The following is a 26378-nucleotide window of genomic DNA, read 5'->3' as shown; positions in this document are numbered from 1 at the left end:
GTTCGGGTGGCCGCCGTGGAGGCAGCCGGACGGGGCAGCGGCGCGACTGCGATGCGCGGCGGCGAGTCCCCGGCACCTCGATGGACAACACGGTCAGGCCCAGTGAGGATCATGGCATAGGTTGCGTGAACTGCGCGAGACATCTTGCGTGATTTACGCAACCGTGCGAGCGTTCCCATGGCGTCGACGGCCGTCACCCATGGACCGTGTCGCCGTCGTCGGCGCGACGCGGACCGGCTTACCCAGCAGATCGCATCGCACCGCACCCGGCCGCCGCGCGGTGCGTCGCGGGGAACCACCGCGACGACCGGTCGGGGCCACAGAGCCGCATGGCGCCATGCGCGATGCGCACATCACGCATGTGATCGCCTACGAGTACGGCCACACCACCCGTCTCACCTGCACGACCCGCACCACGCACCACGCACCACCGGCACCACCCGCACCGCCCGCCTTGGAAGGAACCCGCCCGTGACCGTCGGCCTCGCACTCCCGCATGTGCCCGTCCAGTTGTCCCCTCTCGTCCTCGGGACGATGACCTTCGGCGACACCGCCGACCGCGCGACGGCCGCCGCGATGGTGGACGCCGCGCTCGACGCGGGCATCACCGGCGTGGACACCGCCAACGGCTACGCGGGCGGCGAGAGCGAACGGATCCTCGCCGAGCTGCTGCCCGGCCGCCGCGACCGGGTGGTCCTCGCCACCAAGGCCGGTATCCCGCACCCCGACCAGGGCGAGCACGCCCCGCTCTCACCCGAGGGCCTGCGCGCCGCGCTCGACGGGAGCCTCAAGCGCCTGGGCACCGACCATGTCGACCTCTTCTATCTGCACCAGCCGGACCGCGGGACACCGCTGAGCGCGACCCTGGCGACCGTCGCCGAGTTCGTACGGGCGGGCAAGGTCCTCGCCCTAGGCGTCTCCAACTTCGCCGCCTGGCAGATCGCCGAGCTGAACCGCGTGGCCGACGAGGTCGGCGCCCCCCGTCCCGTCGTCGCCCAGCAGCTCCACAACCTCCTCGCGCGCCGCATCGAGGAGGAGTACGTCGAATTCGCCTCCAGTACCGGACTGCGCACGGTGGTCTACAACCCGCTCGGCGGCGGCCTGCTCACCGGCCGCCACCGCTTCGATCAGGTCCCGGACAACGGGCGCTTCGGCGACTCCAAGGTGGCCGCGATGTACCGCGAGCGGTACTGGAACGAGGAGGTGTTCCACGCCGTCACCGACCTCTCCCGCATCGCCTCCGAGGCGGGCCTGCCGCTGACCGACCTGGCCCTGCGCTGGCTGCTGTCCCGGCCCTCCACCGACGCGCTGCTGCTCGGCGGCTCCAGGGTCGAGCACCTGAAGGCCAACATCGCCGCCGCGACCGCGGGCCCGCTGCCCGCGGACGTCCTGACCGCCTGCGACGAGGTCGGTGCCCGGCTGCGCGGCCCGATGCCCGCCTACAACCGCTGACCCCGCCGCCCACCTCGCAACGTCGCAAGGGAGACCCCCATGGCCACCGGCCGCACCTCCGCCCAGTTCATCGCCGCACTGCGCAATCGCGAGCAGCTCATCGGCTACTGGTCCCTGCTCGACTCGCCGATCGCCGCCGAACGCCTCGCCCGCGTCGGCTACGACTACCTGGCCTTCGACGCCCAGCACGGCCTCTTCGGCTACCAGGGCATGCTGAACAACCTCCTCGCCACCGACACCAAGGGCAGCACCGCCGTCGGCATGGTGCGCGTCGAGGCCAATGACCTCACCTACATCGGCAAGGCGCTCGACGCGGGCGCGAGCGCCGTGATCGTCCCGATGATCGACAACGCCCAGGACGCCGCCGACGCGGTGGCCGCCGTCCGCTACCCGCCGCTGGGCCGCCGCTCGTACGGCCCGATGCGTGCCCAGCTCCGCATCGGCCCGAACCCGGCCGACGCGCACGACCAGACCGCCGTCCTCGCGATGATCGAGACGGCCGACGGCCTGGCCAACCTCGAGGAGATCTGCCGGACCCCCGGCCTGGACGGCGTCTACGTCGGCCCGTCCGATCTGCGCCTGGCCATCGGCGGCGCGACGTCCACCGACCCTGCCGTACAGGACGAGTTCGAGCAGGCCCTCGCCCGCGTCCGCAAGGCGGCCGAGGCGGTGGGCATCGCGGCCGGCATCCACAACGCCGACGGCGAGAGCGCCGCCCGTCGCCTCTCCGAGGGCTTCACGTTCGCGACGGTCGCGGCCGATGTCGTGCACCTTCAGCAGATCGCGACGTCCCACCTCCGGGCGGCACGCGGCGAGGCCCGCTGATGCCGACCACGCTCATCACGACGCCCACCTTCGCCCGGCACTCGGCGCGGCCCTGGCAGATCCTGGAGCAGGCCGGAGCGGGTCCCCTGCGCCCCCGCGAGGACGCGGCGCTGCCCACCGCCGAACTCCTGTCGCACGCGGCCCAAGCGGATGCGCTGATCGTCGGCATGGACCCGATCACCGCCGAGGTGATGGACGCCGCGCCCCGCCTCAAGGTGATCGCCAAGCACGGTGTCGGCGTCGACACCATCGACGTGGCCGCCGCCCACGCGCGCTCGATCCCGGTGGTGTGCGCGCCGGGCAGCAATTCGCGTGCGGTGGCGGAGTACACCTTCGGTCTGCTGCTGTCCGCGACCCGCTCCCTGACCGCCTCGCACACCGCGGTGGCGGCGGGCGGCTGGCCGAAGCTGTTCGGCCCCGAACTGCACGGCAAGACGCTGGGCATCGTCGGCTTCGGCCGCATCGGCCGTCTGCTCGCCGGTTACGCGCGCGCCTTCGGGATGGAACTGCTCGCCCACGACCCGTACGTCCCCGAGGCCGACATCCGCGCGCACGGCGCCGAACCGGTCGCGCTCGACGCCCTGCTGGAGCGCGCCGACGCCGTCAGCCTGCACACTCCGCCCGGCCCGTCCGGCACCCCGCTGCTCGACCGCTCCCGCCTGGCGGCGATGAAGCCGGGCGCGATCCTGGTCAACGCCGCGCGCGGCGGCCTCGTCGACGAACGCGCGCTCGCCGACCTGCTCGGCTCCGGGCACCTCGGGGCCGCGGCCCTCGACGCGTTCAGCACCGAGCCGCTGCCCGCCGACCACCCGCTGCGCGAGGCCCCACGCACCGTCCTCACCTCCCACATGGCCGCCTGCACACCCGAGGCCAACCAGGCCATGGGCGCGATGGTGGCCGAGGACGTCGTCCGCGTACTGGCGGGTGAGGAGCCGCGCCACCCAGCGCGCTGAGACACCACGGCACACGGCACGCCCCCCCACACGACCTGTCCCCATTCCGGATACCGGCGACGACGCCGGAAGATCCTCTAAGGACCCGCTATGTCCACCACTACCGACGGCGCCACGGCGGCGCCGCCACCCGCGCAGGCCGACCCGTACGCACTGCGGGCCGAAGACGCCCGCCCGGCCCCCGAGACCTTCCGCGGCCGACTGCGCCACCTCGGCCCCGGGCTCGTGCTGTCCGCCGCCGTCGTCGGCTCCGGTGAGCTGATCACCACCACCTCGCTCGGCGCTAAGGCCGGGTTCGCCCTGCTGTGGCTGGTGATCGTCTCGACCGCGGTCAAGGTGTGGGTGCAGATGGAGCTGGCCCGCTGGACCATCCTCAACGGCCGGCCCGCGCTCGACGGGTTCCGCGACGTCGGCCCCCGGATCGGCCGGCTGAGCTGGATCAACTGGCTCTGGATCGGCATGGACTTCGCCAAGATGTTCCAGCGCGGCGGCATCATCGGCGGCACCGCGGCGGCCTGCTCGATCCTGCTGCCGATCCACGGCGGGTCGCTGAGCACACCGTCGCTGACGATCTGGGCCCTCATCGTGACCGGCGCCGCCATCCTCATCCTGCAGACGGGCAAGTACCCCGTCGTCGAGCGGGTCGAGGTCGTCGGCATCACCCTCAAGACGATCATCACCTTCGGCCTGGCCCTCGCCCTGCCGTTCACCGCCTTCGGGTACGGCCCCGAGCAGTTCGCCGACGGGCTGAGCTTCCAGATCCCCGCGGGCACGGTCGGCATCGCGCTCGCCATGTTCGGCATCACCGGTGTCGGCGCCGACGAGATGACGACGTACACCTACTGGTGCCTGGAGAAGGGCTACGCCCGCTGGACCGGCCCCGACGACGGCAGTGAGCAGCGCGCCCGGCGGGCCGAGGGCTGGCTCAAGGTCATGCGGCTCGATGTGGGCGTCTCCTGGGTCGTGTGCACCATCTGCACCCTGTCCTTCTACGTGATCGGCGCCTCGGTGCTCCATCCGCAGGGCCTGGTGCCCGAGGGCAACGAAATGATCACCACGCTGTCGCACATCTACACCGACACGCTCGGTCCCTGGGCGGAGTACCTGTTCCTGGCCGGCGCGATCGCCGTCCTCTTCTCGGTCACCGTCGCCTCGTCGGCCAGCGTTCCCCGCCTGTGGACCAACACCCTCGGGCTGCTCGGAGTGGTCGACTGGCACGACATGCGCTCGCGCACGCGCACCATCCGCATCCTCACCTGCTGTCTGCCCCCGGTGTGGATGTGCATCTTCCTGTGGGTCCAGTCCCCGGTCCTGATGGTGCAGATCGGCGGCATCGGCGGTGGCATCTTCCTGCTCGCGGTCGTGGTCGCGGTCTGGCGCCTGCGCTACACCGGTGTCCCGCCCCGTTTCCGCGCCAACCCCTGGCTGACCGCCGCCCTCGTGCTGAGCAGTGTGGCGATCGCCTTCCTCGGGGTGTACGGAGTGCTCGACACCCTCGAGCTCACGCCCGGGAGCTGAACCGGCGGCGAGGCGCGCTCGTGCCGCCCCGGCACCGCGCACCGCCGGACCCCTGCTGCCCCGTCATGCCGGTGCCCGTCTGCCTCCGAAGGCGGCGATGCCGGGCGAACATGGCGGGGCGTTGGTGGTGAACTGCCGCTTTCCCACACCGAAGCGAAAGGGCCCTCGGCGCCACGGTACGCTTCGGACCATGTCAGCATTCCGGCTCTCGACGACGTCGTACGTGGTTCTCGGGATGATCGCCATGCGTGGCCCGTCCACCCCCTACGACCTCAAGCGCGCGATCGGCCGGTCTGTGGGCTACTTCTGGAACTTCCCGCACGCTCAGCTGTACGCGGAGCCCAAAAGGCTTCAGGGGGCCGGGTTTCTGGACGTCCACGAGGAGGAGACCGGGCGGCGGCGCAAGATCTACACGATCACCGAGGCGGGCGACGCCGCGCTGCGGGCCTGGCTGGCCGAGCCGGTCAAGGAACACTTCGAACTACGCGACATCGCGGAGATCAAGCTCTTCTTCAACGAGTTGGCGGAGCCGGACGACGTGGCGCGCCTCGCCCGGGACCAGATCGAGCAGCACGAGCGGCGCATCGCGGAGTACGAGGAGATGCGGCGCCGTTACGGCGGGATCGAAGAGGTCTCCAGCCGTATGGTCACCCTCGAGCTCGGCCTGGGCATGGAATACGCCGCGCGCGAGTTCTGGCGCGGCGTCCAGGAACGCGTCGAGCGCGGTGAGTTCTCGTCCATGAAGAGGCGGCCGACGGCCCGGTAAGACCGGCGCACAGTGACACACGCCGCCATGCCCGCCGGGCGTGGCGGCCACAGGCATGCCCAGAAACGTCGGGCAGGCATGCCCAACTGCGCGGGCGGCGCGGTCGTCGTCTCCGGACCGTTGACACCCTCCTCAGGTCGGCGTAGCTTCCAATCCCACGATGGTCTGAATCATACGGTGCGGCTCGCATCATTCGATGGGGAAGCTTCCGCCGAGCGCCGGCAGGCGCATGTGGAATGGAGAGGACCGCGATGGATCTGAGCACGGTTCTGCGCTGGACAGCCGAGCGCCATCCGCGTCGCCGGGCTGTCGGTGGCAGGACCCCGATGACGTACGGACAGTGGGACGGCCACACCAATCAGCTGGCACGGGCGATGGCGGAGCTCGGGGTCCGTCCACGGGAACGGGTGGTACTCCTGGGTGCCGGAGGCGAACCACTGGCCAGCCTCCATCTGGCAGCGCAGAAGCTGGGAGCCGTCTCCGTACCCCTGTCCTTCCGCTTCGGCCCCTCGGAACTCGCCTACTGCATATCCGACGCGGAGCCGGCGCTGGTGATCGCCGACGACTCCACCTCGGCTCTCGCGCAGGAGGCGCTCGCTTCCGTCGAGGCGGTTCCGTGGATCCACTCGGGAGACCCGGCCGAGGCGACCATCGAGCGCCTGGCGCGCGACCAGCCGGACGGACCGCTCGACGTCCGGGTGTCGGAGCAGGACATCAGCGTCATGCTGTACACCTCGGGGACCACCGGCAGGCCCAAGGGTGTGCCGCGCACGCACAGTGCCGAGTACCACGCCTCGGTCGCCCACCTGTTGCAGAGCGGACAGTCACTTTTCGACACGACGCTCGGCGTGATGCCGCTGTTCCACACCATGGGACTGCGCACACTCATCGCCACCGTTGTCGCCGCGGGCACCTGGGTTCCCCAGACCAGGTTCGACGCCGAGGAAATGCTCGACCTCATCGCCCATGAGGAGATCAGTTCGCTCTACCTGGTGCCCACCATCTACTGGTCGCTGCTGCGCACCGGCCGCCTGGGGCAGGCCACATCCGTGCGCAAGCTGGCCTACGCCGGCGCTTCGATGACTCCGACGCTGGTGAAGCGGTTGGTGGACACGCTGCGGCCGGAGTCCTTCGTCAACCACTTCGGATCCACCGAGATCTACACCTTCACCGTCGGGACCGATGTCATCGCGAAGCCGGGATGTGCGGGCCGGGCGGGGGTCTTCTCCCGGGTCCGCCTGGTGGAGCCGTTCCCGGACGCCCCGCCCGATGCCGAGGTGGCGCCGGGCGAGCAGGGACAGATCGCCGTCTCCATGCGCAACCCGGACGCCTTCACCGGCTACTGGCACCGGCCCGACGCGAACACCAAGTCGATCCGAGGTGGCTGGTACTTCCCCGGTGACCTCGCCGTCGCCGACGATGACGGCGACCTGTGGGTCACCGGACGCGTCGACGACATGATCAACTCCGGGGGCGAGAACATCTATCCGGACGAGATCGAGGACAAACTGATCGGCTGTCCGGTGATCAGCGAAGTGGTCGTCGTCGGGCTCCCCGACGACCGCTGGGGGCAGGCCGCCACCGCCTTCTTCGTCCCCGAGAGCGGGACGACCCCCGACCGCGCGCTGACCGAACTCCGCTCCTATGTGCGCGAGGGCTCCGGACTGCCGTCCCTCAAACGCCCCAAGCGGCTCATCGCCGTCGAGGAAATCCCCAAATCGGGCGCCGGCAAGATCCTCCGCCGCCGGCTGAGCTCCGGCGACTACCACCCGCTGGCCGACAGCGACACCGCGACAGACAGGTGAACCACGTGACCGCGACCACGGAACGGCCGGGGCGGCCGACCGCACGGATCGAGGACCCCGCACTGCTCACCGGACGAGGCCGCTTCCTCGACGATCTCGACCCCCTGCCGGGCACCCTGACCGCCGCGGTCGTCCGGAGCCCGCATCCGCACGCCCGCATCCGCGGCGTACGTCTGACACGGGCGCGGCGGCACCCCGGTGTTGCCGCCGTGATCGGTCCCGATGAGGTCGCCTCGACACTGCGGCCGTTCCCGCTCTCCCTCAAGACGCCCATGCCGTACTACCCGACGGGCACCGACAAGGTCCGGTTCGTCGGTGAACCGGTCGCCGTGGTGGTGGCGGCGGACCGCTACCTCGCGGAGGACGCCGCCGAACTCGTCGAGATCGACTACGAGCCGCTGCCCCCGGTGGTCGACGTCGAGAGGGCCCTCCTGCCCGACGCCCCGCGACTGCACGAGGGCGCCGACAGCAATGTGGCGACCGATCGAACCTTTGAATTCGGTGATGTGGACGGCCACTTCGCCACCGCCCACCACGTGGTGAAGGGCAAGTACACCTTCCCTCGGTACTCCTCCACCCCGATGGAGTGCTACGCGGTCGTCGCCCATTGGCAGGACGAGGCCGACGGACCGGGCGTTCAGGCGTGGGCGAACTTCCACGGTCCGTTCTCCATGGTCCCGGTCCTGGCCGGGGCGCTGGGCGTACCCGCCTCACGCATCCGGCTGATGATCCCGTCCGACAACGGCGGCAGCTTCGGCATCAAGGCCGGCATCTACCCCTATGTGGCCCTGATGGCGCTGGCCAGCAAGTACGCGGGCCGCCCGGTGCGCTGGACCGAGGACCGCATCGAGCACATGCTCGCCAGCTCCGCCGGATCCGACCGCGTGATGTGGTTCGAAGCCGCGGTCTCCGCCGACGGCGAGGTGCGAGCACTCCGCGCGGATCTGGTGGACAACGTCGGCGCGTATCTCCGCCCGCCGGAGCCCAGCACGCTGTACCGCTGCTTCGGCAACATCACCGGCGCGTACACGATCGACGCCGTGCGGATCCGCTCCCGCGCGGTCGTGACCAACAAGACACCCACCGGACTCAACCGTGGATTCGGCGGCCAGCAGCTGTACTTCGGCCTGGAGCGGCTGATGGACAAGATCGCCGGGGTCTGCGGCCTGGACCCGGTCGAGCTGCGGCAGCGCAACCTCGTGGGCAGTGAGGACTTCCCGTACGCCACTCCGACCGGCGGCGTCTACGACTCGGGCGACTACCGGCGCGCGCTGGACATGCTGTTGAAGAACGCCGACTACCAGGCGCTTCGGGAAGAGCAGCGCGAGGCGCGGGAGCGCGGTGAGTACTACGGCATCGGCGTCGCCACCATCGTCGACCCGTCGGCGACCAACATCGGCTATGTCAGCCTGGCCACCCCGGCCGAACAGCGCACGGCGGGGCGCGGCAAGTCCGGCTCCACCGAGCACGTACGCGTCAGCGTCGACCTCAACGGCATCGTGTCCGTCCTGCTGGGCACCGTGCCGCAGGGGCAGGGCCACGCCACGGTCGCCCAGGCCGTGGTCGCCGAACAGCTCGGGCTGCCGCTGGACCAGGTTCGTCCGGTGGTCGAGATGGACACCGCCACCACCCCCTGGACGGTGACCTCCGGCAGCTATTCGTCGCGGTTCGCCCCCTTGCTGACCAGCGCGCTGGTCGAAGCCGGTGAAAAGCTGGCCGAGACCGTCAAGGTCGCCGGTGCCACCTTGCTGGACGTCCGGCGGCACGAGGTGGAACTCGCCGACGGCAGGGTCCGGGTCCGGGACGAGCCCGAGCGGGCGGTGCTGTTCCGGCACGCGGCCGGGCTGGTCCACTGGGACCCCGGAGCGCTCCCCGAGGGCACCACCGCGCGGCTGTACGAGGAGGCCGCCTTCACACCCCCGCAGTCGAAGGCCGCCAGCCGGGGCGACCAGATCAACTCGAGCCTGTGCTACGGATTCGTCGCCGAGCTCGCCACCGTACGCATCGACGCCGAGACCCGGCAGCTCCGGCTCGAGAAGGTGGTGACCGTCCACGACCCGGGGACCATCCTCAACCCCACGCTCCTCGAAGGCCAGATCCATGGTGCGCTCGCACACGCCATAGGCGGTGCGATGTTCGAGGAGATGCGCTACACCGACGCCGGGCAACCGACGGCGACGTTCATGGACTATCTCTGTCCCACCACCGCGGAGACGCGGTACGCGCTCCACAGCGACCACCTGGAGACGCCTTCCCCCCTCACCCGCCTCGGCGCGAAGGGGTGCGGCGAGGGCAGCAGCATGAGCCTTCCCGCCGCGATCGCGGGCGCGGTCGCCGACGCCCTCGCCCCGGCGGGCGTGGACATCACCACCCTGCCCCTCCACGGGAACGTACTCAACGAGCTGCTCAACGGCAGTGACAGCGAAAGGGATCTGTGACATGGCACTGACCGGAGGCCGGATCAGGCTGGACCGCGGCCACGATGGACGTGTCGCCTACCTGACCCTCGACCACGGCAAATACAACATCGTCACCATGGAGACCCGCCAGGTGATGGCCGACCGCTTCGCCGAGATCGACGCGGACGAGGACATCCAGGTCGTGGTCATCCGGGGCGAGGGCGAGCACTTCACCTCGGGCGGCGACATCCCCGGCTTCATGGAGATGGAGCCCGTCGACTTCACCGATCTGGGCCAGAACGTCACGGCTCCGTCCCGCAGCCCGAAGCCGGTCATCACCGCGGTCGACGGCTACTGTTTCGGCGTCGGCTTCGAGCTCGCGCTGTCCACGGACATCCGTATCGCCACCGAACGCAGCGAGTTCGCCCTTCCGGAGATGCGCCTGGGCATGATCCCCGGCTCCGGCGGCACCCAGCGCCTCGCCCGGCTCATCGGTCTCTCCCGCGCCAAGTACCACGTCATGACCGCGACCCGCATCACGGCGCGGCAGGCGGGGGACTGGGGCCTGGTGTCGGCCGTGCTGCCCGATCGCGCGGCGCTGGACGCGGAGGTCGAACGAGTGGTGAAGACCATGCTGGGCTACTCGCCACTGGCCCTGCGCACCGCCAAGGAGGTGCTCGACAAGGGGATCGACGCTCCGCTCTACTCGGGGATCGAGCTGGAGCGCAAGGCATACGCGATGCTGCGGTCGAGCTACGACTTCGCCGAGGGCGTCGCCGCGTTCGGCGAGAAGCGGGCCCCGAAGTTCCAGGGCCGGTGATCTGATCCATGAAAGCCGCACCGTTCGCCTACGTTCGTCCCTCGCGCCTCTCCGACGCGATCGCCGAACTGGCGGAGACCCGCGGGGGCGGCAAGGTCATCGCGGGCGGGCAGTCGCTGACACCGGTGCTCGCCATGCGGCTCGCCCGCCCCGACACGCTGATCGACATCAACTCCGTAGAAGAACTCGGCGCGCTGACCCGCTCCGGGCCGGTCCTGCACATCGGCGCGACCGTACGGCAGCGCCGTGTGGAGCGGGACCCGCTCGGCGCAAGTGTTCCCCTGCTGCGCCTGGCGCTGCCCTGGGTGGGCCACCGCGAACTGCGCAGCCGGGGGACGGTGTGCGGCAGTCTCGCCCACGCCGACCCGGCCGCCGAGCTGCCCGCCGTGGCCTGCTGCCTCGACGCGGAGTTGACGCTGACCGGACCGAACGGTCACCGGGGCGTGTCCGCCCGGGAGTTCTTCCACGGCGCGATGACCACGGCGCTGGCCCCCGACGAGATCCTCACCTCCGTACGGCTGCCCGTGGCCGCCGAGGGGGAGGGGTTCGGGTTCGCCGAAATCGCCCGTCGCCACGGCGACTTCGCGCTCGCGGGCGTCGCCGTGCGGGTACGTCTGCGCGCGGGTCGCCCGGAGGCGACGATGACCGCGTTCGGCGTGTCCGACCGGCCGGTCACCCGTGATCTCTCCGAGCAACTCGCCGCCGCGGTCACCGACAGCGGCGAGGGGCTCGCGGGCCGGCTCAGGGAGCAACTCGTCGCCGTCGTCGAGGAGATCGTCGACACCGACGGCGACGTCCACGCGTCCAGGGACTACCGGCGCCGGCTGCTGCTCGCCCTGGCCGGCCGGGAACTGTCCAAGGCTTACGAGCGCGCCCGCGACGGCGCCGAGGAGGTGACCACGTGACCGTCGGCGAAGCCGGGTCCCGCGAGGCGGGGCCCCGCACGCCGCGCCCGGTGAAGGCCGGCGCGGACGACCCGGTCGAGGTCCGGATGACCGTCAACGGGACGCCCACGGTGCTGAGCCTCCCGGCGCGGGTCACCCTGGCCGACGCGTTGCGTGACCACCTCGGCCTCACCGGTACGCATGTCGGCTGCGAACACGGGGTCTGCGGTATGTGCACCGTGCTCGTCGACGGCGAGGCCGCCCGCGCCTGTCTGCTGTTCGCCGTGCAGCTGGACGGGACGGACATCGTCACCGTCGAGGGCCTGGGGCGGCCCGACGCCCTGCACCCGCTGCAGGAGTCGTTCGGGCGTCACCACGCCCTGCAGTGCGGCTTCTGCACCCCCGGCTTCCTGATGAGCTCCTACGACCTGCTGGTCAACAAGCCGGACGTCACCGAGGAGGAGCTGCCGGAGGAGTTGTCGGGCGTCATCTGCCGCTGCACCGGGTACCGGAACATCCTCACCGCGGTGGACGAGACCCGGCGCGCACACCCCGAGGGCATCCCCGAGCCGGGCAACTGTGTGCGTACGGCGCTGGTCGGCCGTGCCGGGCAGGGCGCGGACGCGTCCGACGCTCCGGACGAGGCCGAGGACAAGGTGTCGTCGGGCGTCCAGGACATCGTGCTGCCCAGCGGTGATCCCACCATCGCGGTGCGGATCACCACGGAGATCGAACTGCCCGAGGACAGGGTCTGGGGCGTCCTCGACGACATCTACCTGCTCGCGCGCTGCCTGCCGGGCGCGGAGCTCACCGACGACCACGGCAACGGACACTACGCGGGCAGAGCCCGGGTCTCCGTGGGTCCGGTCAAACTGGCCTTCAACGGAGTGGCGCAGATCCTGGAACACGACCGTGGGGCCGGTCGGCTGCGGGCGGTCGCCCAAGGCCAGGACACCGGCGGAGCGCAGACACAGGCGGACATCACACTGACCACCGAGGCCACGGAGACCGGCACCGCGATGCACGCCGACGCCAAGGTCTATCTCACCGGCCGCATCGCCCAGTTCGGTCGCGCTCTCGCCGGAGACGTCAGCCGCCGGATGTTCGAGCAGTTCGCCGACGCCGTCACCGAAGCGGCGATATCCGGGCAGGCGCCGTCCGGGCCGGTGAAGGCCCCCAGCGCCCTGAGTCTGGTGTTCGCGCCCCTGCTCGACCGCGTCAAGCGGCTGCTGCGCGGCGCCGGAGGGCGCCGGCGGAGCGGTCGGCAGAAGGAGCGTTAGAACCAGGTGTCAGTGGCATCCCTCCCCACCGGCCGCGACGCCGACCCTCCGGGTGGTGCAGGGCCTGTTCGTCGGCGGTGTCACCGCGACCACGCACACCTTGGCACGGAGTGCATCGGCCCGCGGTGGCGGGGTCTGATGAGCGGACTGATCGGTGCCGGCGGGGCAGGCCTGGGCGGGGCGCCGGCCAGCGTGGCGTACATGTTCGTCGTCACGCTCATCGCCGTTCCGGAAACCCGGGTTTCGGTGGGCTTCGGCCGGCGGCCGGAACGGGCCGAGCAGGTCGGAAGCGGTCTGTGACGGGGTCGTCGCATGCGCGAGCGTTGACAGCCTCTGAAATCTCGCCTAGCTTCCAATATATTGATCAACCATCCTAAACATACGGTCCGTTGAGTATGATGGCGCGCCGCTTGCGAAGAGGGTCCACGATGACCGGAACTTTCCACGCACGAATTCCCTACGAGTCGCTGGACCCGCTGACCATCGGCGTCATGGACGACGAGAGCAACGTCCGCCGGGAAGAGCTCGAACTCGACATCCCCGAGCGGAACCTGCTGGCGGCGATCTACCCCGACGAACCCCCCGCGGTGAAGAACACCACCGACGAGGCGCGGCGCGCACTGGCCAACCCGGTGGCCGGGCCGAGTCTCGCGCAGTTGCTCGAGGGCGGCCGGAGCATCACGGTCATCATCGACAACCAGTTCCGGCCCACCCCGGCCTCGAAGATCCTTCCTGCGGTACTCGACGAGATCGAACGGGCCGGCACGACCAGGGCCACCGTCATCACCGGCAACGGCAAGGTCATATCGATGTCGCAGCGCGACATCGAACAGAAGGTCGGTCGGGACAACCTCGCGCGCATGGCCCGGCTGGGTATCCCGCTGCTCCAGAACGACCCCCTCAACTACGACGTCTACACCCACCTCGGCATCACCTCGCGGGGCACGCCCGCCTGGGTGCATGAGTCCGTGACCAGCCATGATGTGGTGATCGCGATCGGACAGGCACAGGCCAATCACTGGGGTTACGGCGGAGGCGGCAAGCTGGTCATGCCAGGGGTGTGCGCCGACATCACCATCGAGGCCAACCACGGCAACTTCGTGATGTCGCCCCAGACGCACTACGGGGCACTGGCCGGACCGATGCGCTCGGACATCGACGAGATCGCCACGATGGCCGGCCTCACCGCGACCCTGGACGTCCTGCTCGACACCCGCGGCAAGGTGATCGAGATGAACTTCGGGGCACATCCGGTGTCGCACCGCAGGACCATCGAGCGGTTCAACGAGATCTACACCTTCGACAGCCCGGTGGCCGAAAGCGGTCCGGCCGACATCGTCATCTGCGGGGTGTTCGCGCCCACCGACCATCTGTTCTTCCACACCGGCTGGGGCTGCATGTCCGCCGACCACGTGGTGCGCGACGGCGGCACCGTCATCTACACCAGTCCCTCGCCCGGTGTGCAAACCGAGACGGGCTTCTTCCCCGGCCTGGCCCTGATGGACCTGATGAAGCCCTACATGCCACCTTCCGAGGCCGGTTACCACCGGCTGCTGGGGGACATCCACGCCCGTGAGATCCAGATGTGGGCGGGCTGCATCTGGGCCCCGATCTACGAGGTCATGGTGCGCAAGCACCTGACCCTGGTCACCCTGGAAGAGAACCTCGCCATGGCGGAGGACATCGGCATCGACGCCACCACCTCGCTGGACGCGGCATTCGCCGCGGCGATGGAGCGCCACGGCCCCGACGCCAAGGTGGCGATCCTGCCCTTCGCCCGGTACCAGTTGCCCCGCGAGCTGGTCCGGCTGGACGCCCAGCCCCTGCGTTTCCCGCAAGAGGCGCCGCGGTGAATCCGGACGGGCCACCCCGGTCACCGGTCCGGGGCTCGACCACCATCACGGAACTGGTCAGCCGGCATCCTGACGGATCCGCGATGCGGTTGCTGTCCGCGATAGGCGTGGGCTGTCTCTACTGCGGTGGAGCTCCGCGGGAGCCGATCACCCTGGCCGCCCGCCGTCATGGCCGTGATCCGGGGGCGTTTCTACGGGTATGTCAGGCACTCGACGAGGGGTGGCCGCCGGACGAGTTGATCGCCGCCGCGAAGGCGAAGAAACCCAAGGAGGGCTGACCGTGCACACCACCACTCCGCTGGAGGCCCTGACCGCGCGCATCGGCGCCGTCGGCAGTGCCGTCGTCGCCTTCTCGGGTGGCGTCGACTCGTCGCTGGTAGCGGCGGTGGCGGCGCGAGCGCTCGGGTCACGGGCGCTGGCCGTGACGGCCGTGTCGTCCGCGCTGGCCACCGGTGAGCTCGAGGAAGCGCGCGCCGTGGCCGCCTCGGTCGGTATCGCCCATGAAGTCGTCGACACCGCCGAGCTGGCCCGGGAGGGTTACCGCCGCAACGACCGGTTCCGTTGCTACCACTGCAAGTCCGAGCTCTACGACCGGCTGGACGAACTCGCCGCGCGGCGCGGCTACGCGGCGGTGCTGTCCGGCGCGAACGCCGACGACATCGGCGACTGGCGCCCGGGACTGCGTGCCGCGGCCGAGCACGGTGTACGGCATCCCCTGCTGGAGGCCGGTCTCGGCAAGGAAGCCGTCCGGGCGCTGGCCCGCGCCCTGGCCGTGCCCTCCGCGGAGAAGCCGGCCTCCCCGTGTCTGGCCTCCCGGCTCCCGTACGGCACGCCCGTCAGTGCTCCCACGCTCGAGCAGGTCGATCGGGCGGAGCTGGCGCTGAAGCGGCTCGGCTACCGGGTGCTGCGGGTGCGGCACTACGGCCGGCTCGGCAGGGTCCAGCTGGCTGCCGAAGAGCTCGTCCGGGTGGGCGACCCCGGGGAGCGCGCCGCGGTGGTGGCGGCCGTGCGGGCCGTCGGCTACGACCAGGTGGAAATCGATGAACAGCCCTTCCGTTCCGGCTCGTTGAACCTGCCGATCACCCCGGTGGAGCGGAACCGGTGAACGGGGCGGTCGGAGTCGGTGGTTACGCCCGGCTCGATGTGGACCGCAGGACGCGAACGGGAGTACCTGAGGTGGTCTTCGGTGCGGGCAAGCCGCCCGAGCAGACGCTGCGGCTCCTGGCCGAGCTGCGGGCGCACGACCGCACCGGCCCGGCTCTGGCGACCCGCTGCCCCGAAGCGGTTCTCGACGCCGCGGCCGAGGCGTTTCCGGGCGATGTGGTGAGCGTCGACCGTACGGCCGCGACGGTCACCGTGGGAGAGCCGCCACCACCGGCGGGGCATGCCCTGGTCCTGACCGCGGGCACGACCGACCTGCCGGTGGCCCGTGAATGCCTGGCCACGCTGACGGCGCTGGGTGTGGGCGCCGAGGTGATGGCGGATGTCGGAGTGGCCGGACTGCACAGGCTGCTGGCGAAGCTGGACGACGTGCGCGCGGCGGACTGTCTCGTCGTCGTGGCCGGAATGGACGGAGCCCTGCCCAGCGTGGTCGCCGGCCTTGTCGCGGCCCCGGTCGTCGGTGTGCCGACCAGCGTCGGTTACGGTGTGGCCACCGGGGGCGTCACCGCCGCCATGACCATGCTGTCGTCCTGCAGTCCCGGGCTGGCCGTGGTCAACATCGACAATGGCTTCGGTGCCGCCGTGCATGTCGCGAAGATCCTCAAAGTGGCGTGCCGTGGCTGAGCGTGCCGTGGCTGAGCGTGCCGTGATTGAGCGTGCCGTGATTGAGCGTGCCGCCTGCTGGATCGACGCCACGTCCGGGCTGGCCGGCGACATGCTGATGGCCGCTCTCCTCGACGCGGGCGCGGACCAGGAGCGGGTCGCCGCCGCGGTGGCGTCGCTCGGTCTCGGCGTCGCCGTACGCGTCGAACCCGACCGACGCGGCGGATTCCGCTGTCTGCGCGCCCAGGTCAGCGTCCCCGCGGGACCTCCGGCGCACCGACACCTGGACGACGTCCTCGCGCTGGTCGAGTCGGCGGAGCTGGACGCGGACGCCAGGAGCTACGCCAGGCGGGTGTTCGAGGTGCTCGCGCACGCCGAGGGCGGCGTGCACGGAATCGACCCCACAGCGGTGCATTTCCACGAGGTGGGGGCGCTCGACGCACTGGCCGACGTCGTGGGCTGCGCGGCGGCGCTGGACGACCTCGGGCTGCTCAGCGGAAATCCCGTGGTGACGACCTCGCCACTGGCGACCGGAAGGGGCACCGTGCGCGCCGAGCACGGCCGGCTGCCGGTGCCCACCCCGGCGGTGCTGGGCATCGCCGCGCGAGCGGGCTTGCCGCTGACCGAGGGAGACCTGGAGGGGGAACGTACGACCCCCACCGGGGCGGCCCTGGTCGCCGCGCTCGCCCGGCCCGGGGCGTTCCCGGCCATGACGGTGCGCGGCGTCGGCATCGGTGGCGGTTCCCGGGACCCCGCCGACCGCCCCAACATCACCCGGGTCGTCGTGGGCACCGCCCAGGAGACCGTACGCAGGCCGTCCGGCGATGTGCTCGTGGTCGAAGCCACGGTCGACGACCTGGACCCGCAGCTGTGGCCGTCCGTGCTCACCGCCGTCCGGACCGCGGGCGCCTGGGACTGCTGGACGAGTTCCATCACCGCCCGGCACGGCCGGCATGGACAGGTCCTCACCGCCCTGTGCGACGAAAGCCTGCGGGAAGCGGTCGTCGACACGGTGTTCCGCCACACCACCACGGTGGGCGTGCGCTGGTCGTCCTGGCAACGGGCGACCTTGCCCCGCCGGTCGGTGACCGTCGCCATCGGACCCGAGGGGCGACGGCAGCACATCAGTGTCAAGGTGTCCGAGGTCGGAGACGGGAGCCGTACGGTCAAACCGGAACTCTCCGATGTGGAATCCGCCGCCCAGGCCCTGGATCTGCCGCTGCGTGTGGTGGTGGATCAGGTGATGACCGAGTTTCAGCGCCGGGGCGGGTGAAACGAAGTCCGCTCAGGCGTGCCGCAGTGTCGCGGTGGCGATGTCCAGGAAGTCGCGCAGCAGTTGCCTCTCGCGTCGGTCCGCGGCGACGGCCAGGCAGGTCTCGGCCCCTGGGGCGTCCGTGACGGGGAGGTGGACGAGGTCGGGGCGGGAGTAGGAGCGCGCGGCGCTCATGGAGATGAGCGCGATACCCTGCCCGGCGGCGATGAGCTCGAACTTCTCCTCGATGGAGGACATCGGCCGCGTCGTCGCCGTGATCATCTTCTCGCCGTCGAGGTCGGCGCAGGTGAGCTTCTCACGGCGCGCCAGCGGGTGCGTCGCGGGCATGCAGGCGACCCTGGGCTCGTGGCCGATGGGGATGGTGCGCAATCCCGAGTCGTCGAAAGGCTGTCGCAGGTATGCGACCTGGGCCCGGCCGTCCCGGAGCGGCGCGTCCGGTTGCCACCAGTGGGCCGGGACGACGTCGGTCTCGACGTCCGGGTGGCGCGATGTGAACGCCCGGATCGCATCCGACACGTGCAGCCCGGGGGAGAAGGCCACGACGAGGCGCTGGGAGCCCCGTTCGGCGTCGTGTACGCGCCGCACCGCCGCGGCGACCGCCCCGAGGATCCGCTGCGCCTCCTCGTGGAGCTGTTTCCCGGCGGGGGTCAGCTCCACGCTGCGAGTGGTCCGCACGAGCAGCGCGCACTCCAACTCCTGCTCGAACGCCTTGATTTGGCGGCTGAGGACCGGCTGGGCGATGAACAGCTGTTCCGCGGCCCGGCCGAAGTGCCGGTGCTCGGCCACCGCGGCGAAATAGCGGAGCTTGCGCAGATCGAGATCCATGCCCTCAAGGTATCAATTGCCGGGAAAGGTATTGGACGCCGCGGGTGGCCCGCCCCGAGACTCACAACATGATCGTTATTACCGCTCCCACCGGCCAGATCGGCGGCCGGCTCCTGGACATCCTGCTCAACGAGGCCCCCAAGCGCGGCGAAGAGCTGCGGGTCATCGTGCGCGACCCGGGGAAACTCCCCGACGCCGTCCGCGCCCGCGTCGACGTCGTCACCGGCTCGCACGGCGACGCCGAGGTCGTCGACCGGGCCTTCGCCGGCGCGGACGCCGTCTTCTGGCTGGCCCCGCCGCACCCGCAGGCTCCGAGCATGGACGCCGCGTACTCCGGGTTCACCCGCGCCGCCGCGAAGGCGTTCACGGTCCACGGGGTCGGACACGTCGTCGGCGTCTCGGCGCTCGGCCGCGGTACTGCCGCCGGCGGCCGCGCCGGGCATGTGACGGCGTCGCTGGCCATGGACGACCTCATCGCGGGTACGGGCGTGGCCTACCGGGCGCTCGCCTGCCCGGGCTTCATGGACAACCTGCTGCGGCAGGTGACCTCGATCCGCGACGACGGCGTGTTCACCGACACCGCCGCCGCCGACCGCACGGCACCGACGGCCGCCACCGGAGACATCGCCGCGGCCGCCGCCGGTCTGCTGCTCGACCGCTCGTGGACGGGCACGGGCGAGGTCCCGGTGCTGGGTCCCGAGGACCTTTCGGCGAACGACATGGCGCGCATCATGTCCGAGGTGCTCGGCCGCCCGATCCGCTACCAGCGGCAGTCGCTGGAGGACATGCGCGCCGCACTCACCGGGCGCGGCATGGGGAACGCGCTCGTGGAGGGCTACGTCGACATGATGCGCGCCAAGGACGACGGTATTGACGAGGGCGTGCGGCGTACTCCCGAGACCGCCAGCCCGACGACCTTCCGCCAGTGGTGCGAAGACGTCCTCAAGCCGGCGGTCCAGGCGTGAACGCTCCCAAGACCGCTCTCATCATCGGCGCGTCCCGCACCCTCGGACTCGGCCTCGCCACCGAGTACGCGCACCGCGGCTGGAACGTCATCGGTACGGTCCGGGGCGAGCGACGCACCGGCCTCCATGACCTGGCCGAGGCGTCCGGTGGCCGGGTCACGGTCGAGTCGATGGACATGACGAAGCCGGACGAGGTCGCCGCGCTGCGCGAGCGCCTGGCGGAGCACACGCTCGACCTGCTGTTCGTCAACGCCGCCATCACAAGGGGCGACGTTCCGATCGGCGACGTTCCGACGGAGATGTTCATCGAGGTCATGGTCACGAACGCGCTCAGCCCGATGCGCGTGGTCGAGTCCCTCCGCTCGCTGGTCGCGCCGACCGGGACCATCGGCGTCATGTCCTCGCGCCAGGGCAGCCTCGGCCTGAACACCAAGGGTGGCCAGGACGTCTACCGCGCCAGCAAGTCCGCCCTGAACCAGCTGATGCGCAGCTACGCCGCCCGGTACGCCGAAGCCGCGCACACGCTGCTGCTCATGTGCCCCGGCCACGTCCGCACCGAGCTCGGCGGACCGGACGCACCGCTGACTATTCGCCAGTCCATCCCGGGCGTGGTGGACACGATCGACCGCCACAGCGGCGAACCGGGCCTGAAATTCCTCAACCACCAGGACCAGCTCGTGCCCTGGTAGCCCGGATGGCCCTGGTGGCTCCCGTTCGGCCCGGGTGCGGCGGCACCCGGGCTCTTCCCTCAGCCGGCCCGCATCCTTTCGTACAGGGCCGGGTCGTGGGCGCAGATGATCATCAGGTCGGGTTCCGCGCGCCGGTGCAGTTCGCCGAGGCGGGCGTGGTTGGCGCGGACCTGTTCCAGGTCGTACGCGACAGCCGCCTCCATGGCGCGGAGGGCCGCGGGCACGGGGGCGCGGCCGTCGAGGGTGCCGGGGTGGTAGAAGGCGTCCCCGGCGTGCAGGATCCAGCGGGTGCCGGTGTCGACCGCGACGCAGGCGTGGCCGCGGTTGTGGCCGGGGAGGGCGACCAGGACGATGCCGGGCGCGACGGAGTCGAGCTCCTTGGCGGCGGCGAACCCGCGCCACGCCTCGCCGTCCGGGCTGTGTTCGACGACGCTCGGGCCGTGGGCCCACTGGGCCGGGCGGAAGCGGAGGCGTTCGCGCCAGGAGGGGGCGTGGATCGCGCCGTGTGCCTCGGCCGCGGTGACGTGGACGGTGGCGTGCGGAAAGTCGGCGAGGCCGCCGATGTGGTCGGCGTCGAAGTGGGTGAGGACGATGTGGCGGACGTCGTCGCGGTGGAAGCCGAGCCGTTCCACCTGACGGACGGCGGTTTCTTCGGGGTCCAGGGCCGGTTTGATGTAGTGGCGGGCCGGGCCCACGCGGCGGCCATGGGTGGCGATGTCCATGAGGCCGAAGCCGGAGTCGACGAGCACGAGCCCCTGTGCGTCCGTCTCGAGGAGGAGGACGTGGCAGACCAGCCGCGGTCCGCCGCGCAGGTGCATGGTGCCGCAGTTGAGGTGGTGGACCTTCACGACAGGTCCGCCCGCGGTGTATTGACGAGGGCGGGGTGTGGGGTGCCACCGGCTTCCTTGAGGAGTCCGCGCAGACAGCGGACGGCCAGGAGCCAGTTGCGCGGGTTGCGCGGGTTCAGGCCGCCGATCAGCTGTTTCAGCAGCGTGAGGCTGTCGAAGTAGATCCGCTCGCAGACGAGGTTCTCGCCGCCGTTTCCGTCGTTGTCGAAGATGAAGTACGCGGTCATGCGCACACGGAAGCGGTTTCCGGTGGGCGGGATCGCGCCCAGCGGGCCGAGGTGGGTGCCCAGCAGCCAGAATTCGACGATCACGGCGTCGCCGCTGTGGCGCAGGGCGATGATCTCGTGGTCCTGGTCGGGGAAGGCGCGGCGGCTGTCGCGGTAGTAGCCGCGTACGGCCATGTCGCCGTCGTGGACCGTCATGGTGGGGATGAGTTCGTAGCGCGGATGCGGGAAGGTGGCCAGGACGTCGTCCCACTGCTGGCGGACCTCGTCATGGAAGTGGTCCAGGACCAGCTTCTGGCGGTACGCGAGGATCTCGTCGCTGATCACGGTGGTCATTGGTGGGTCACTGCCTTGTGGGTGAAGGTGGGGCCGGTGCCGGGGTTGGTCCAGGCGGCGGTCAGCTCGCTGGAGGGGAAGAACTGCGGGAAGCGGGGGTCGGCCTGGGCGCGGTCGACGAGCGTCTTCTCGATGATGAGTGAGTTGTACTGCTCGGCCGTCGTCTCGATGGTGTTGGCGTTCAGGACGACCTCCTGCTGCCAGGCGCGAGCCCAGCGGGCGATGCCGGGCATACGGGAGTGCTCGGGGGTCAGGCACTCGGCGGCGATGGCGTTCTCGCTGGACGCCCAGATGCCGCTGGAGGTGTTCAGCAGGAGGGTCTGATTGCCCAGCACATGGCCGGGGGTGGAGATGACCGCGACACCGGGGCCGAGGAGCAGCGAGCCGTCGACGGCGGATAAGGCCTCGGGCCGCACATCCCGGTAGGCCTCGGGCTGGTACCAGGGCCGCTGAAGCGGGTGGAGTTCGGACATGGCCAGCAGCTCATGCCGCTGCACAATCACCTTGGCGCGGGGGAACACGGGCTCGACCGGAGCGTCGCCGAAGTCCGGCTGGGGTGTGCTGGTGCCGATCCACCGGCGCAGGTCCTGGGTGTGCAGATGGTCGAAGAGGAGATAGTCGACGTCCTCGGGCGCGATGCCGAGCCGGGCCAGATGCCCGAGGACGGTGCCGTGTTCGGTGACCATCAGGGATCGCACCGGGCCGGGTGTGCGGCGGGCCAGGGCGGCGAAGTACGGGGTGTTGCGGCCGAGTTGGACATCGCTCGGCTCGAACAGGAGCGCCCGCCGCCGTCCGTCGCTCTCGGTCCAGCGGATGACGAGCATGCGGTTGGTGATGGCGAGGAACGGGGCGATGGCCCGGGAGGCGCGGAAGAGACCGAATCTCGTCGGATAGGGCAGGGTCACCAGGTCGCAGGTGGTGATGCTGTCCGGGGTACCGGTCGCCGCGAACTCGGTACGCAGCTCCGTCGCCCGCGTCCGGGCCCACACGAGCTGTGCGCCGTAGCCGCCGGGTATGTCCGCGAGGCCGCCGAGGGTGGTGATCGGGGTGCCGAGCGTGGGCATGTCGAGGACGTCGGTGTCCTGCCAGGCGAGCTTCATCGATCGAGTCCTTCTCTGGTCAGCCGGGCCGGCTCGGTGCAGGTTCCATGAACCCGGCGAACTCAGCGGCGCGATCACTCAACCCGACACTTGCACCGCAAGTCTTGTGGGCCGGAACGCTAGACTTGCGGCGTAAGTGATGTCAAGGGAAGGTGACGCATGACGGCGCGAGGAACCGGCCGCGGCAGGCGGGTCGGTCTGACCCGCGAAAAGGTGATCGCGGCAGCGGTGACGATGATCGACCGCGATGGCCCCGACGCCTTCTCCCTGCGCAAACTGGCCACGGAGCTCGACATCGAGAGCATGTCGCTCTACAACCACGTACCGAACAAGGAGGCCCTTCTCGACGGCGTCGCCGAAGCGCTGCTGGCCGGCATCGCCTTTCCCGAGGAGGAGGGCGGATCATGGCAGAAGCGGATCCGGGCGCACGCCGCCGCCTTCCGCGCCGCCGCCAAGCAGCATCCGAAGGCGTTCCCCCTGGTGCTGACCCGGCCCACGCAGTCGCCCGCCGCCCTGGAGGCCATGCGCTCCACGCTGGCCTGCCTCGACGAACTCCGCCTCGCCCCCGAGGAGATGGTCCACGTCCTGCGCGGTTACACCGCCTTCATGGTCGGCTCGATCATGCGCGAACTGGGTTACGCCATCTATCTGGGCGCCATGGACAGCGACCAGGTCCAGCAGCGCACCGAAGCCATCGCGGCCTCCGGCGACCCGATTCTGACCGCGACTGCGCCCTATCTGGCCGACAGCGATCACGACGCGGAGTTCCAGTACGGCCTGGAGCTGATGATCTCCGGCCTGGCCGCCAAGGTCGGAGTTCCCTACGAGGCCCCGCCCCTCAGTACCCCGACAGGGGAATCGTGAGATCGGTGAGGGTCACGGTGAGCGGTCCATGAGTACGGCCATGGCCGCGCGTATCAGCTTGATGTGATGTGTCACGAGTGGGTATCCGTCTTGCGGTGGGGCGCCCACCTGGGGATGTGTGGCGACGCGGCTCGCCTAGAGTGCCGATCATGTCTCAGTCAAAGATCTTCAAGAACCTTGCTCAACACCCGCAGACCACCTCGATGCCGTCCCGGCGAACGAAGAAGACCCTGATCGCGGCCGTCGGCATCGGCATGGCCGTCGCGTTGAGCGGATGCAACGAGGACACCGGCAGCGCCACGGACAAGGACACCGGCGCCGCGGAGTCGAAGGCACCTTCCGCGGGGTCGTCCCAGTCCTCCGCCCCGGCGAGCCCCTCGGGCGATCAGCCGTTGTTCACGGGGTGGCAGACGCAGACCTCGCAGAAGCACCACTTCCGTTACGACGTGCCCGCCAAGGCCGAGAAGTGGAAGGTCCTCGACGAGGAGACGGCCCTCTCCTACACGGACAAGAACGGCCAGCCGATCGTCGTCATGACCGCGGCCGGCAACTACCGTGAGGGCGGCTGCGCGTCGAGTCCCAATCCCAAGGCCTTTGGTGAGGCGGGGAAGGGGCAGCTCGCCACCGTCGGCACCACGGGCGGCGGCAAGGACGGCACGCTCCAGGAGAACGCCCGCAACTGGGCGGGCAACTGGGGCTTCGCCGCGTACGGCGGCGCGGACCACAAGCCCAAGATCAAGGTCAGTGAGGCCAAGCCGTGGAAGCAGGGGGGTATTGACGGCTACACCGCGACCGCCCAGGTCACCGTCACCAACCGTCCCAGCTCATGCGTTCCGCCGAAGGCCGTCGTGCACAGCGTCGCGCAGAAGCTCCCCGACGGGACGATGCACGGCTGGGTGATCTACGCGGACCAGGGAGTTCCGAAGGCGCTGACGGACGCCCAGATCAAGAAGATCATGAGCACCGTCCGGTCCACCGGCAGCTGACAAACGGCCGGCTGCCGGGCAGGGCGAGCCGTCAGGCCACGGAGCCGTACGGGGGTCGCCGGGTGTTCGGGTGCCGGACCCGGAAACGGGTCCGGCCGCGCCCGAGGCGGTTCAGGCGGAGGCGCGGAGCGGCGCCAGGGCTCCGCTCCAGGCGACGACCTGGTCGAGCAGGGTGTTGAGCGAGTCCACGTTGTAGTCGCCGGGCTTGAAGACGCTGAAGTTCTCGAACTCGGTGATCAGCGAGAGCGCCACCTGCTGGCGCACATCGGCCATCTGCAACTCGCCGACGACAAGCCGCAGATGCTCCACGGCCCGGGCGCCGCCGACCCCGCCGTAGGAGACGAAACCGACCGCCTTGTTGTTCCACTCCGCGTAGAGGTAGTCGATGGCGTTCTTGAGCACGCCGGACGTGCTGTGGTTGTACTCCGGGGTGACGAAGACGAACCCGTCGAAGGAGGCGATCTTCTCCGCCCACTTCTTGGTGTGCTCGCCCTGGTACTGGCCCATCGTCGGGGGCAGCGGCTCGTCCAGGTGCGGCAGCGGGAAATCACGCAGGTCGACGAGGACGAATTCGGTGTCGCCGCGCCGGGAGGCGATGTCGTAGACCCACTTGGCCACCTGCTCGCCATTGCGGTTGGGGCGGGTGCTGCCGAGGATGATGCCGATCCTGGTCATGAGGTTTCCTTATCGGTGTTCCGGGTTGTTTCCTGCGGTTGCCGTCAGAACGAGTGGGGCCCGAATCGGCCCCAGGCCACGAAGACGGTGAGCGCCAGCAGCACCGCGTTCACGGCGGCCGACTGGGCCTCGCCGCGCCTGCTGTGCGTGATCGCGGCGCCGAACATGATCAGTGCCAGACCGGAAGCGGCCAGCGGCACCAGTGCCGGGGCGATGTCCACCGCCGCGGGCAGAATCAGCCCGATCGCGCCGAGGGCCTCGAGCAGGCCGATCGTCTTGATCACCCCTGGCGAGAAGTCCTCGGCCCAGCCCATGGACGGGCTGGCCAGGAGCTTCTCCTTGGACTGGGCGAGCTTGGCGGCGCCGGCTCCGAGGAAGACCAGGGCGGGCAGGGCCGCGACAGCCCACAAGGTGACGTTCACAGGTACAGATCCCTCTGGTGATCGGGTTGTGCGGACCCTCTGGCGGGCCCACAGAGGAATGGTTGAACTGTCATCCAAAGTAGAGGAAGGTAGATGACGCGTCAACCGGTGAGGCAAAAGCGGTCAGGCCGCGCGTTCGGCCGCGGTCCGTGCGCTGGTCACGGCCCGTCCGCGCGCGGATTCCGGGAAGCGGCCGAGCATCGCGCGCAGCTCCGCCGCGCCGACGTTGGCGCCGAAGGGCTCCGTTCCCGGTTCGAGCCGTACGCCTTCGGCGAGCCCTCCGGCCATGACGGGGTCGAAGCCGAGGGCGTCGACGAGGCGTGCGACGGTGGCGAGGTCGGCCGGATCGTCCCCGGCGATCGCGATCGCCTTGCGGCCCGGCGTGCCCGCGGGCCGCGCGCCGTCCTCGAGATCGTGGTAGCCCATGTGGTTGAACGCTTTGACCACACGCGCGCCCGCCAGGTGCTCCTGCACGATCTCGCTCGAGGAGGTGAGCGGGTCGGTGAGGTCCTCGCGGCTGCCATCGACCTCCCACCAGTAATTCATCGCGTCGATGACGAGCTTCCCGCGCAACGCTTCGGCCGGAATGCCGCGGTACTTGCCGAGCGGGAGCGCCAGGACGACGAGGTCCGCCCCGGCCGCGGCCTCCTCGGCGGCGACCGCGACCGCGCCGGGGGTCAGGACGTCGATGGTGAGGGCGATCTTCGCGGGGTCGCCGGAACCGGCGATGAGGACGCGGTGGCCGGCCGTCAGGGCCAGCCGTGCGAGCACCGTGCCGACCTTTCCCGCCCCCAGGATGCCGACGGTACGCACTGCGGTGGTGGGCATGTCTTCTCCGTTCGTGTCTTCTCC

At 70.4% G+C, this 26378-nt stretch carries 28 protein-coding genes; 20 read left to right on the top strand and 8 right to left on the bottom strand.

Annotated elements, in window-relative coordinates:
• The coding region (locus tag GWI24_RS05965; RefSeq protein WP_210944854.1) for a hypothetical protein at nucleotides 1–197 on the bottom strand (197 nt) is incomplete at its 3' end.
• Between the two features lie 274 nt (nucleotides 198–471).
• Between GWI24_RS05965 and GWI24_RS05960 the strand changes: the two genes are divergently transcribed.
• From GWI24_RS05960 to larC, 16 genes are all read left to right on the top strand, one after another.
• Nucleotides 472–1452, top strand: coding sequence for an aldo/keto reductase (locus tag GWI24_RS05960; RefSeq protein WP_210944853.1), 981 nt, complete (start codon nucleotides 472–474; stop codon nucleotides 1450–1452).
• A gap of 39 nt (nucleotides 1453–1491) precedes the next feature.
• Entirely contained in the window at nucleotides 1492–2277 is a 786-nt protein-coding gene (locus tag GWI24_RS05955) for an HpcH/HpaI aldolase/citrate lyase family protein (RefSeq protein ID WP_210944852.1), read from the top strand.
• Nucleotides 2277–3230 (top strand): phosphoglycerate dehydrogenase, encoded by a 954-nt coding sequence (locus GWI24_RS05950; RefSeq protein ID WP_210944851.1) that lies wholly within the window; start codon nucleotides 2277–2279, stop codon nucleotides 3228–3230. The genes GWI24_RS05955 and GWI24_RS05950 overlap by 1 nt, the downstream gene beginning before the upstream one ends.
• A gap of 90 nt (nucleotides 3231–3320) precedes the next feature.
• A complete protein-coding gene (locus tag GWI24_RS05945; RefSeq protein WP_210944850.1) occupies nucleotides 3321–4748 on the top strand; it encodes an Nramp family divalent metal transporter in 1428 nt (475 codons plus the stop codon).
• 190 nt (nucleotides 4749–4938) lie between these two features.
• Nucleotides 4939–5514 (top strand): PadR family transcriptional regulator, encoded by a 576-nt coding sequence (locus GWI24_RS05940; protein ID WP_210944849.1) that lies wholly within the window; start codon nucleotides 4939–4941, stop codon nucleotides 5512–5514.
• Nucleotides 5515–5765: 251 nt separating this feature from the next.
• A complete protein-coding gene (locus tag GWI24_RS05935) occupies nucleotides 5766–7319 on the top strand; it encodes a class I adenylate-forming enzyme family protein (RefSeq protein WP_210944848.1) in 1554 nt (517 codons plus the stop codon).
• 5 nt (nucleotides 7320–7324) lie between these two features.
• The gene (locus GWI24_RS05930; protein ID WP_210944847.1) at nucleotides 7325–9757 is read left to right on the top strand and encodes a xanthine dehydrogenase family protein molybdopterin-binding subunit; all 2433 of its coding nucleotides are present in this window, start codon (nucleotides 7325–7327) and stop codon (nucleotides 9755–9757) included.
• Between the two features lies 1 nt (nucleotide 9758).
• Nucleotides 9759–10538 carry an enoyl-CoA hydratase/isomerase family protein gene (locus tag GWI24_RS05925; RefSeq protein WP_210944846.1) on the top strand — a complete coding sequence of 260 codons (780 nt, stop codon included), beginning with the start codon at nucleotides 9759–9761 and terminating at the stop codon, nucleotides 10536–10538.
• 8 nt (nucleotides 10539–10546) lie between these two features.
• Complete coding sequence (locus GWI24_RS05920; protein ID WP_210944845.1) at nucleotides 10547–11443, top strand: xanthine dehydrogenase family protein subunit M; 897 nt, start codon at nucleotides 10547–10549, stop codon at nucleotides 11441–11443.
• A complete protein-coding gene (locus GWI24_RS05915; protein ID WP_210944844.1) occupies nucleotides 11440–12702 on the top strand; it encodes a 2Fe-2S iron-sulfur cluster-binding protein in 1263 nt (420 codons plus the stop codon). The genes GWI24_RS05920 and GWI24_RS05915 overlap by 4 nt, the downstream gene beginning before the upstream one ends.
• A 138-nt stretch (nucleotides 12703–12840) precedes the next feature.
• The gene (locus GWI24_RS05910) at nucleotides 12841–13002 is read left to right on the top strand and encodes a hypothetical protein (protein ID WP_210944843.1); all 162 of its coding nucleotides are present in this window, start codon (nucleotides 12841–12843) and stop codon (nucleotides 13000–13002) included.
• 128 nt (nucleotides 13003–13130) lie between these two features.
• A complete protein-coding gene (locus GWI24_RS05905; protein WP_210944842.1) occupies nucleotides 13131–14555 on the top strand; it encodes a lactate racemase domain-containing protein in 1425 nt (474 codons plus the stop codon).
• 83 nt (nucleotides 14556–14638) lie between these two features.
• Entirely contained in the window at nucleotides 14639–14833 is a 195-nt protein-coding gene (locus tag GWI24_RS05900; RefSeq protein ID WP_210944841.1) for a hypothetical protein, read from the top strand.
• Between the two features lie 2 nt (nucleotides 14834–14835).
• Entirely contained in the window at nucleotides 14836–15660 is an 825-nt protein-coding gene (larE, locus tag GWI24_RS05895; RefSeq protein WP_210944840.1) for an ATP-dependent sacrificial sulfur transferase LarE, read from the top strand.
• Nucleotides 15657–16340 (top strand): nickel pincer cofactor biosynthesis protein LarB, encoded by a 684-nt coding sequence (gene larB / locus GWI24_RS05890; RefSeq protein ID WP_210944839.1) that lies wholly within the window; start codon nucleotides 15657–15659, stop codon nucleotides 16338–16340. Before larE ends, larB begins: the two co-directional genes overlap by 4 nt.
• Before the next feature lie 37 nt (nucleotides 16341–16377).
• A complete protein-coding gene (larC, locus tag GWI24_RS05885) occupies nucleotides 16378–17592 on the top strand; it encodes a nickel pincer cofactor biosynthesis protein LarC (protein WP_308343517.1) in 1215 nt (404 codons plus the stop codon).
• A 12-nt stretch (nucleotides 17593–17604) separates the two neighbouring features.
• On the opposite strand, the gene GWI24_RS05880 is transcribed toward larC, so the two are convergent.
• Complete coding sequence (locus tag GWI24_RS05880) at nucleotides 17605–18417, bottom strand: LysR family transcriptional regulator (RefSeq protein ID WP_210944837.1); 813 nt, start codon at nucleotides 18415–18417, stop codon at nucleotides 17605–17607.
• A gap of 68 nt (nucleotides 18418–18485) precedes the next feature.
• Here GWI24_RS05880 and GWI24_RS05875 point away from each other — a divergent pair, with 68 nt between their 5' ends.
• Nucleotides 18486–19382, top strand: coding sequence for an NAD(P)H-binding protein (locus GWI24_RS05875; RefSeq protein WP_210944836.1), 897 nt, complete (start codon nucleotides 18486–18488; stop codon nucleotides 19380–19382).
• Nucleotides 19379–20071, top strand: coding sequence for an SDR family NAD(P)-dependent oxidoreductase (locus tag GWI24_RS05870; RefSeq protein WP_210944835.1), 693 nt, complete (start codon nucleotides 19379–19381; stop codon nucleotides 20069–20071). The genes GWI24_RS05875 and GWI24_RS05870 overlap by 4 nt, the downstream gene beginning before the upstream one ends.
• Nucleotides 20072–20130: 59 nt before the next feature.
• On the opposite strand, the gene GWI24_RS05865 is transcribed toward GWI24_RS05870, so the two are convergent.
• From GWI24_RS05865 to GWI24_RS05855, 3 genes are read right to left on the bottom strand one after another with little or no spacing between them, the layout of a single operon-like run.
• Complete coding sequence (locus GWI24_RS05865) at nucleotides 20131–20919, bottom strand: MBL fold metallo-hydrolase (RefSeq protein WP_210944834.1); 789 nt, start codon at nucleotides 20917–20919, stop codon at nucleotides 20131–20133.
• Entirely contained in the window at nucleotides 20916–21479 is a 564-nt protein-coding gene (locus GWI24_RS05860) for an ester cyclase (protein ID WP_210944833.1), read from the bottom strand. Before GWI24_RS05860 ends, GWI24_RS05865 begins: the two co-directional genes overlap by 4 nt.
• A complete protein-coding gene (locus GWI24_RS05855; protein WP_210944832.1) occupies nucleotides 21476–22579 on the bottom strand; it encodes a hypothetical protein in 1104 nt (367 codons plus the stop codon). Before GWI24_RS05855 ends, GWI24_RS05860 begins: the two co-directional genes overlap by 4 nt.
• A gap of 159 nt (nucleotides 22580–22738) precedes the next feature.
• On the opposite strand from GWI24_RS05855, the gene GWI24_RS05850 reads away from it, so the two are divergent.
• Both GWI24_RS05850 and GWI24_RS05845 read left to right on the top strand, forming a co-directional pair.
• A complete protein-coding gene (locus tag GWI24_RS05850; protein ID WP_210944831.1) occupies nucleotides 22739–23443 on the top strand; it encodes a TetR/AcrR family transcriptional regulator C-terminal domain-containing protein in 705 nt (234 codons plus the stop codon).
• A 149-nt stretch (nucleotides 23444–23592) separates the two neighbouring features.
• Nucleotides 23593–24429: a hypothetical protein gene (locus tag GWI24_RS05845; RefSeq protein ID WP_247615938.1), complete on the top strand. Its 837-nt coding sequence runs from the start codon at nucleotides 23593–23595 to the stop codon at nucleotides 24427–24429.
• 111 nt (nucleotides 24430–24540) lie between these two features.
• Here GWI24_RS05845 and GWI24_RS05840 read toward each other — a convergent pair whose 3' ends face one another.
• The 3 genes from GWI24_RS05840 to GWI24_RS05830 all read right to left on the bottom strand — a co-directional run bounded on the left by GWI24_RS05840 (nucleotide 24541) and on the right by GWI24_RS05830 (nucleotide 26354).
• Nucleotides 24541–25104, bottom strand: coding sequence for an NADPH-dependent FMN reductase (locus GWI24_RS05840; protein WP_210944830.1), 564 nt, complete (start codon nucleotides 25102–25104; stop codon nucleotides 24541–24543).
• 44 nt (nucleotides 25105–25148) lie between these two features.
• On the bottom strand, nucleotides 25149–25526 hold the full coding sequence (locus GWI24_RS05835) for a DoxX family protein (RefSeq protein WP_210944829.1): 378 nt from the start codon (nucleotides 25524–25526) through the stop codon (nucleotides 25149–25151).
• A gap of 123 nt (nucleotides 25527–25649) precedes the next feature.
• A complete protein-coding gene (locus tag GWI24_RS05830; RefSeq protein WP_210944828.1) occupies nucleotides 25650–26354 on the bottom strand; it encodes an NADPH-dependent F420 reductase in 705 nt (234 codons plus the stop codon).
• Nucleotides 26355–26378 lie beyond the last annotated feature (24 nt).

This window comes from Streptomyces sp. MK37H, from assembly GCF_018035285.1.
Classification (GTDB): Bacteria; Actinomycetota; Actinomycetes; order Streptomycetales; family Streptomycetaceae; genus Streptomyces; species Streptomyces endocoffeicus.
Note: the sequence above shows the minus strand (reverse complement) of the source record. Positions and strands in the feature narration are given on the sequence as shown.

Bases quoted from the DNA above. Each gene is read 5' to 3' on its own strand.
- GWI24_RS05830 (WP_210944828.1), bottom strand. From the start codon at position 26,354: ATGCCCACCACCGCAGTGCGTACCGTCGGCATCCTGGGGGCGGGAAAG.
- GWI24_RS05955 (WP_210944852.1), top strand. From the start codon at position 1,492: ATGGCCACCGGCCGCACCTCCGCCCAGTTCATCGCCGCACTGCGCAAT.
- GWI24_RS05925 (WP_210944846.1), top strand. From the start codon at position 9,759: ATGGCACTGACCGGAGGCCGGATCAGGCTGGACCGCGGCCACGATGGA.
- GWI24_RS05855 (WP_210944832.1), bottom strand. From the start codon at position 22,579: ATGAAGCTCGCCTGGCAGGACACCGACGTCCTCGACATGCCCACGCTC.
- GWI24_RS05910 (WP_210944843.1), top strand. From the start codon at position 12,841: ATGAGCGGACTGATCGGTGCCGGCGGGGCAGGCCTGGGCGGGGCGCCG.
- GWI24_RS05905 (WP_210944842.1), top strand. From the start codon at position 13,131: ATGACCGGAACTTTCCACGCACGAATTCCCTACGAGTCGCTGGACCCG.
- GWI24_RS05840 (WP_210944830.1), bottom strand. From the start codon at position 25,104: ATGACCAGGATCGGCATCATCCTCGGCAGCACCCGCCCCAACCGCAAT.
- GWI24_RS05875 (WP_210944836.1), top strand. From the start codon at position 18,486: ATGATCGTTATTACCGCTCCCACCGGCCAGATCGGCGGCCGGCTCCTG.
- GWI24_RS05860 (WP_210944833.1), bottom strand. From the start codon at position 21,479: ATGACCACCGTGATCAGCGACGAGATCCTCGCGTACCGCCAGAAGCTG.
- GWI24_RS05945 (WP_210944850.1), top strand. From the start codon at position 3,321: ATGTCCACCACTACCGACGGCGCCACGGCGGCGCCGCCACCCGCGCAG.
- GWI24_RS05850 (WP_210944831.1), top strand. From the start codon at position 22,739: ATGACGGCGCGAGGAACCGGCCGCGGCAGGCGGGTCGGTCTGACCCGC.
- GWI24_RS05935 (WP_210944848.1), top strand. From the start codon at position 5,766: ATGGATCTGAGCACGGTTCTGCGCTGGACAGCCGAGCGCCATCCGCGT.
- GWI24_RS05950 (WP_210944851.1), top strand. From the start codon at position 2,277: ATGCCGACCACGCTCATCACGACGCCCACCTTCGCCCGGCACTCGGCG.
- GWI24_RS05920 (WP_210944845.1), top strand. From the start codon at position 10,547: ATGAAAGCCGCACCGTTCGCCTACGTTCGTCCCTCGCGCCTCTCCGAC.
- GWI24_RS05940 (WP_210944849.1), top strand. From the start codon at position 4,939: ATGTCAGCATTCCGGCTCTCGACGACGTCGTACGTGGTTCTCGGGATG.
- GWI24_RS05900 (WP_210944841.1), top strand. From the start codon at position 14,639: ATGCGGTTGCTGTCCGCGATAGGCGTGGGCTGTCTCTACTGCGGTGGA.
- GWI24_RS05880 (WP_210944837.1), bottom strand. From the start codon at position 18,417: ATGGATCTCGATCTGCGCAAGCTCCGCTATTTCGCCGCGGTGGCCGAG.
- GWI24_RS05845 (WP_247615938.1), top strand. From the start codon at position 23,593: ATGTCTCAGTCAAAGATCTTCAAGAACCTTGCTCAACACCCGCAGACC.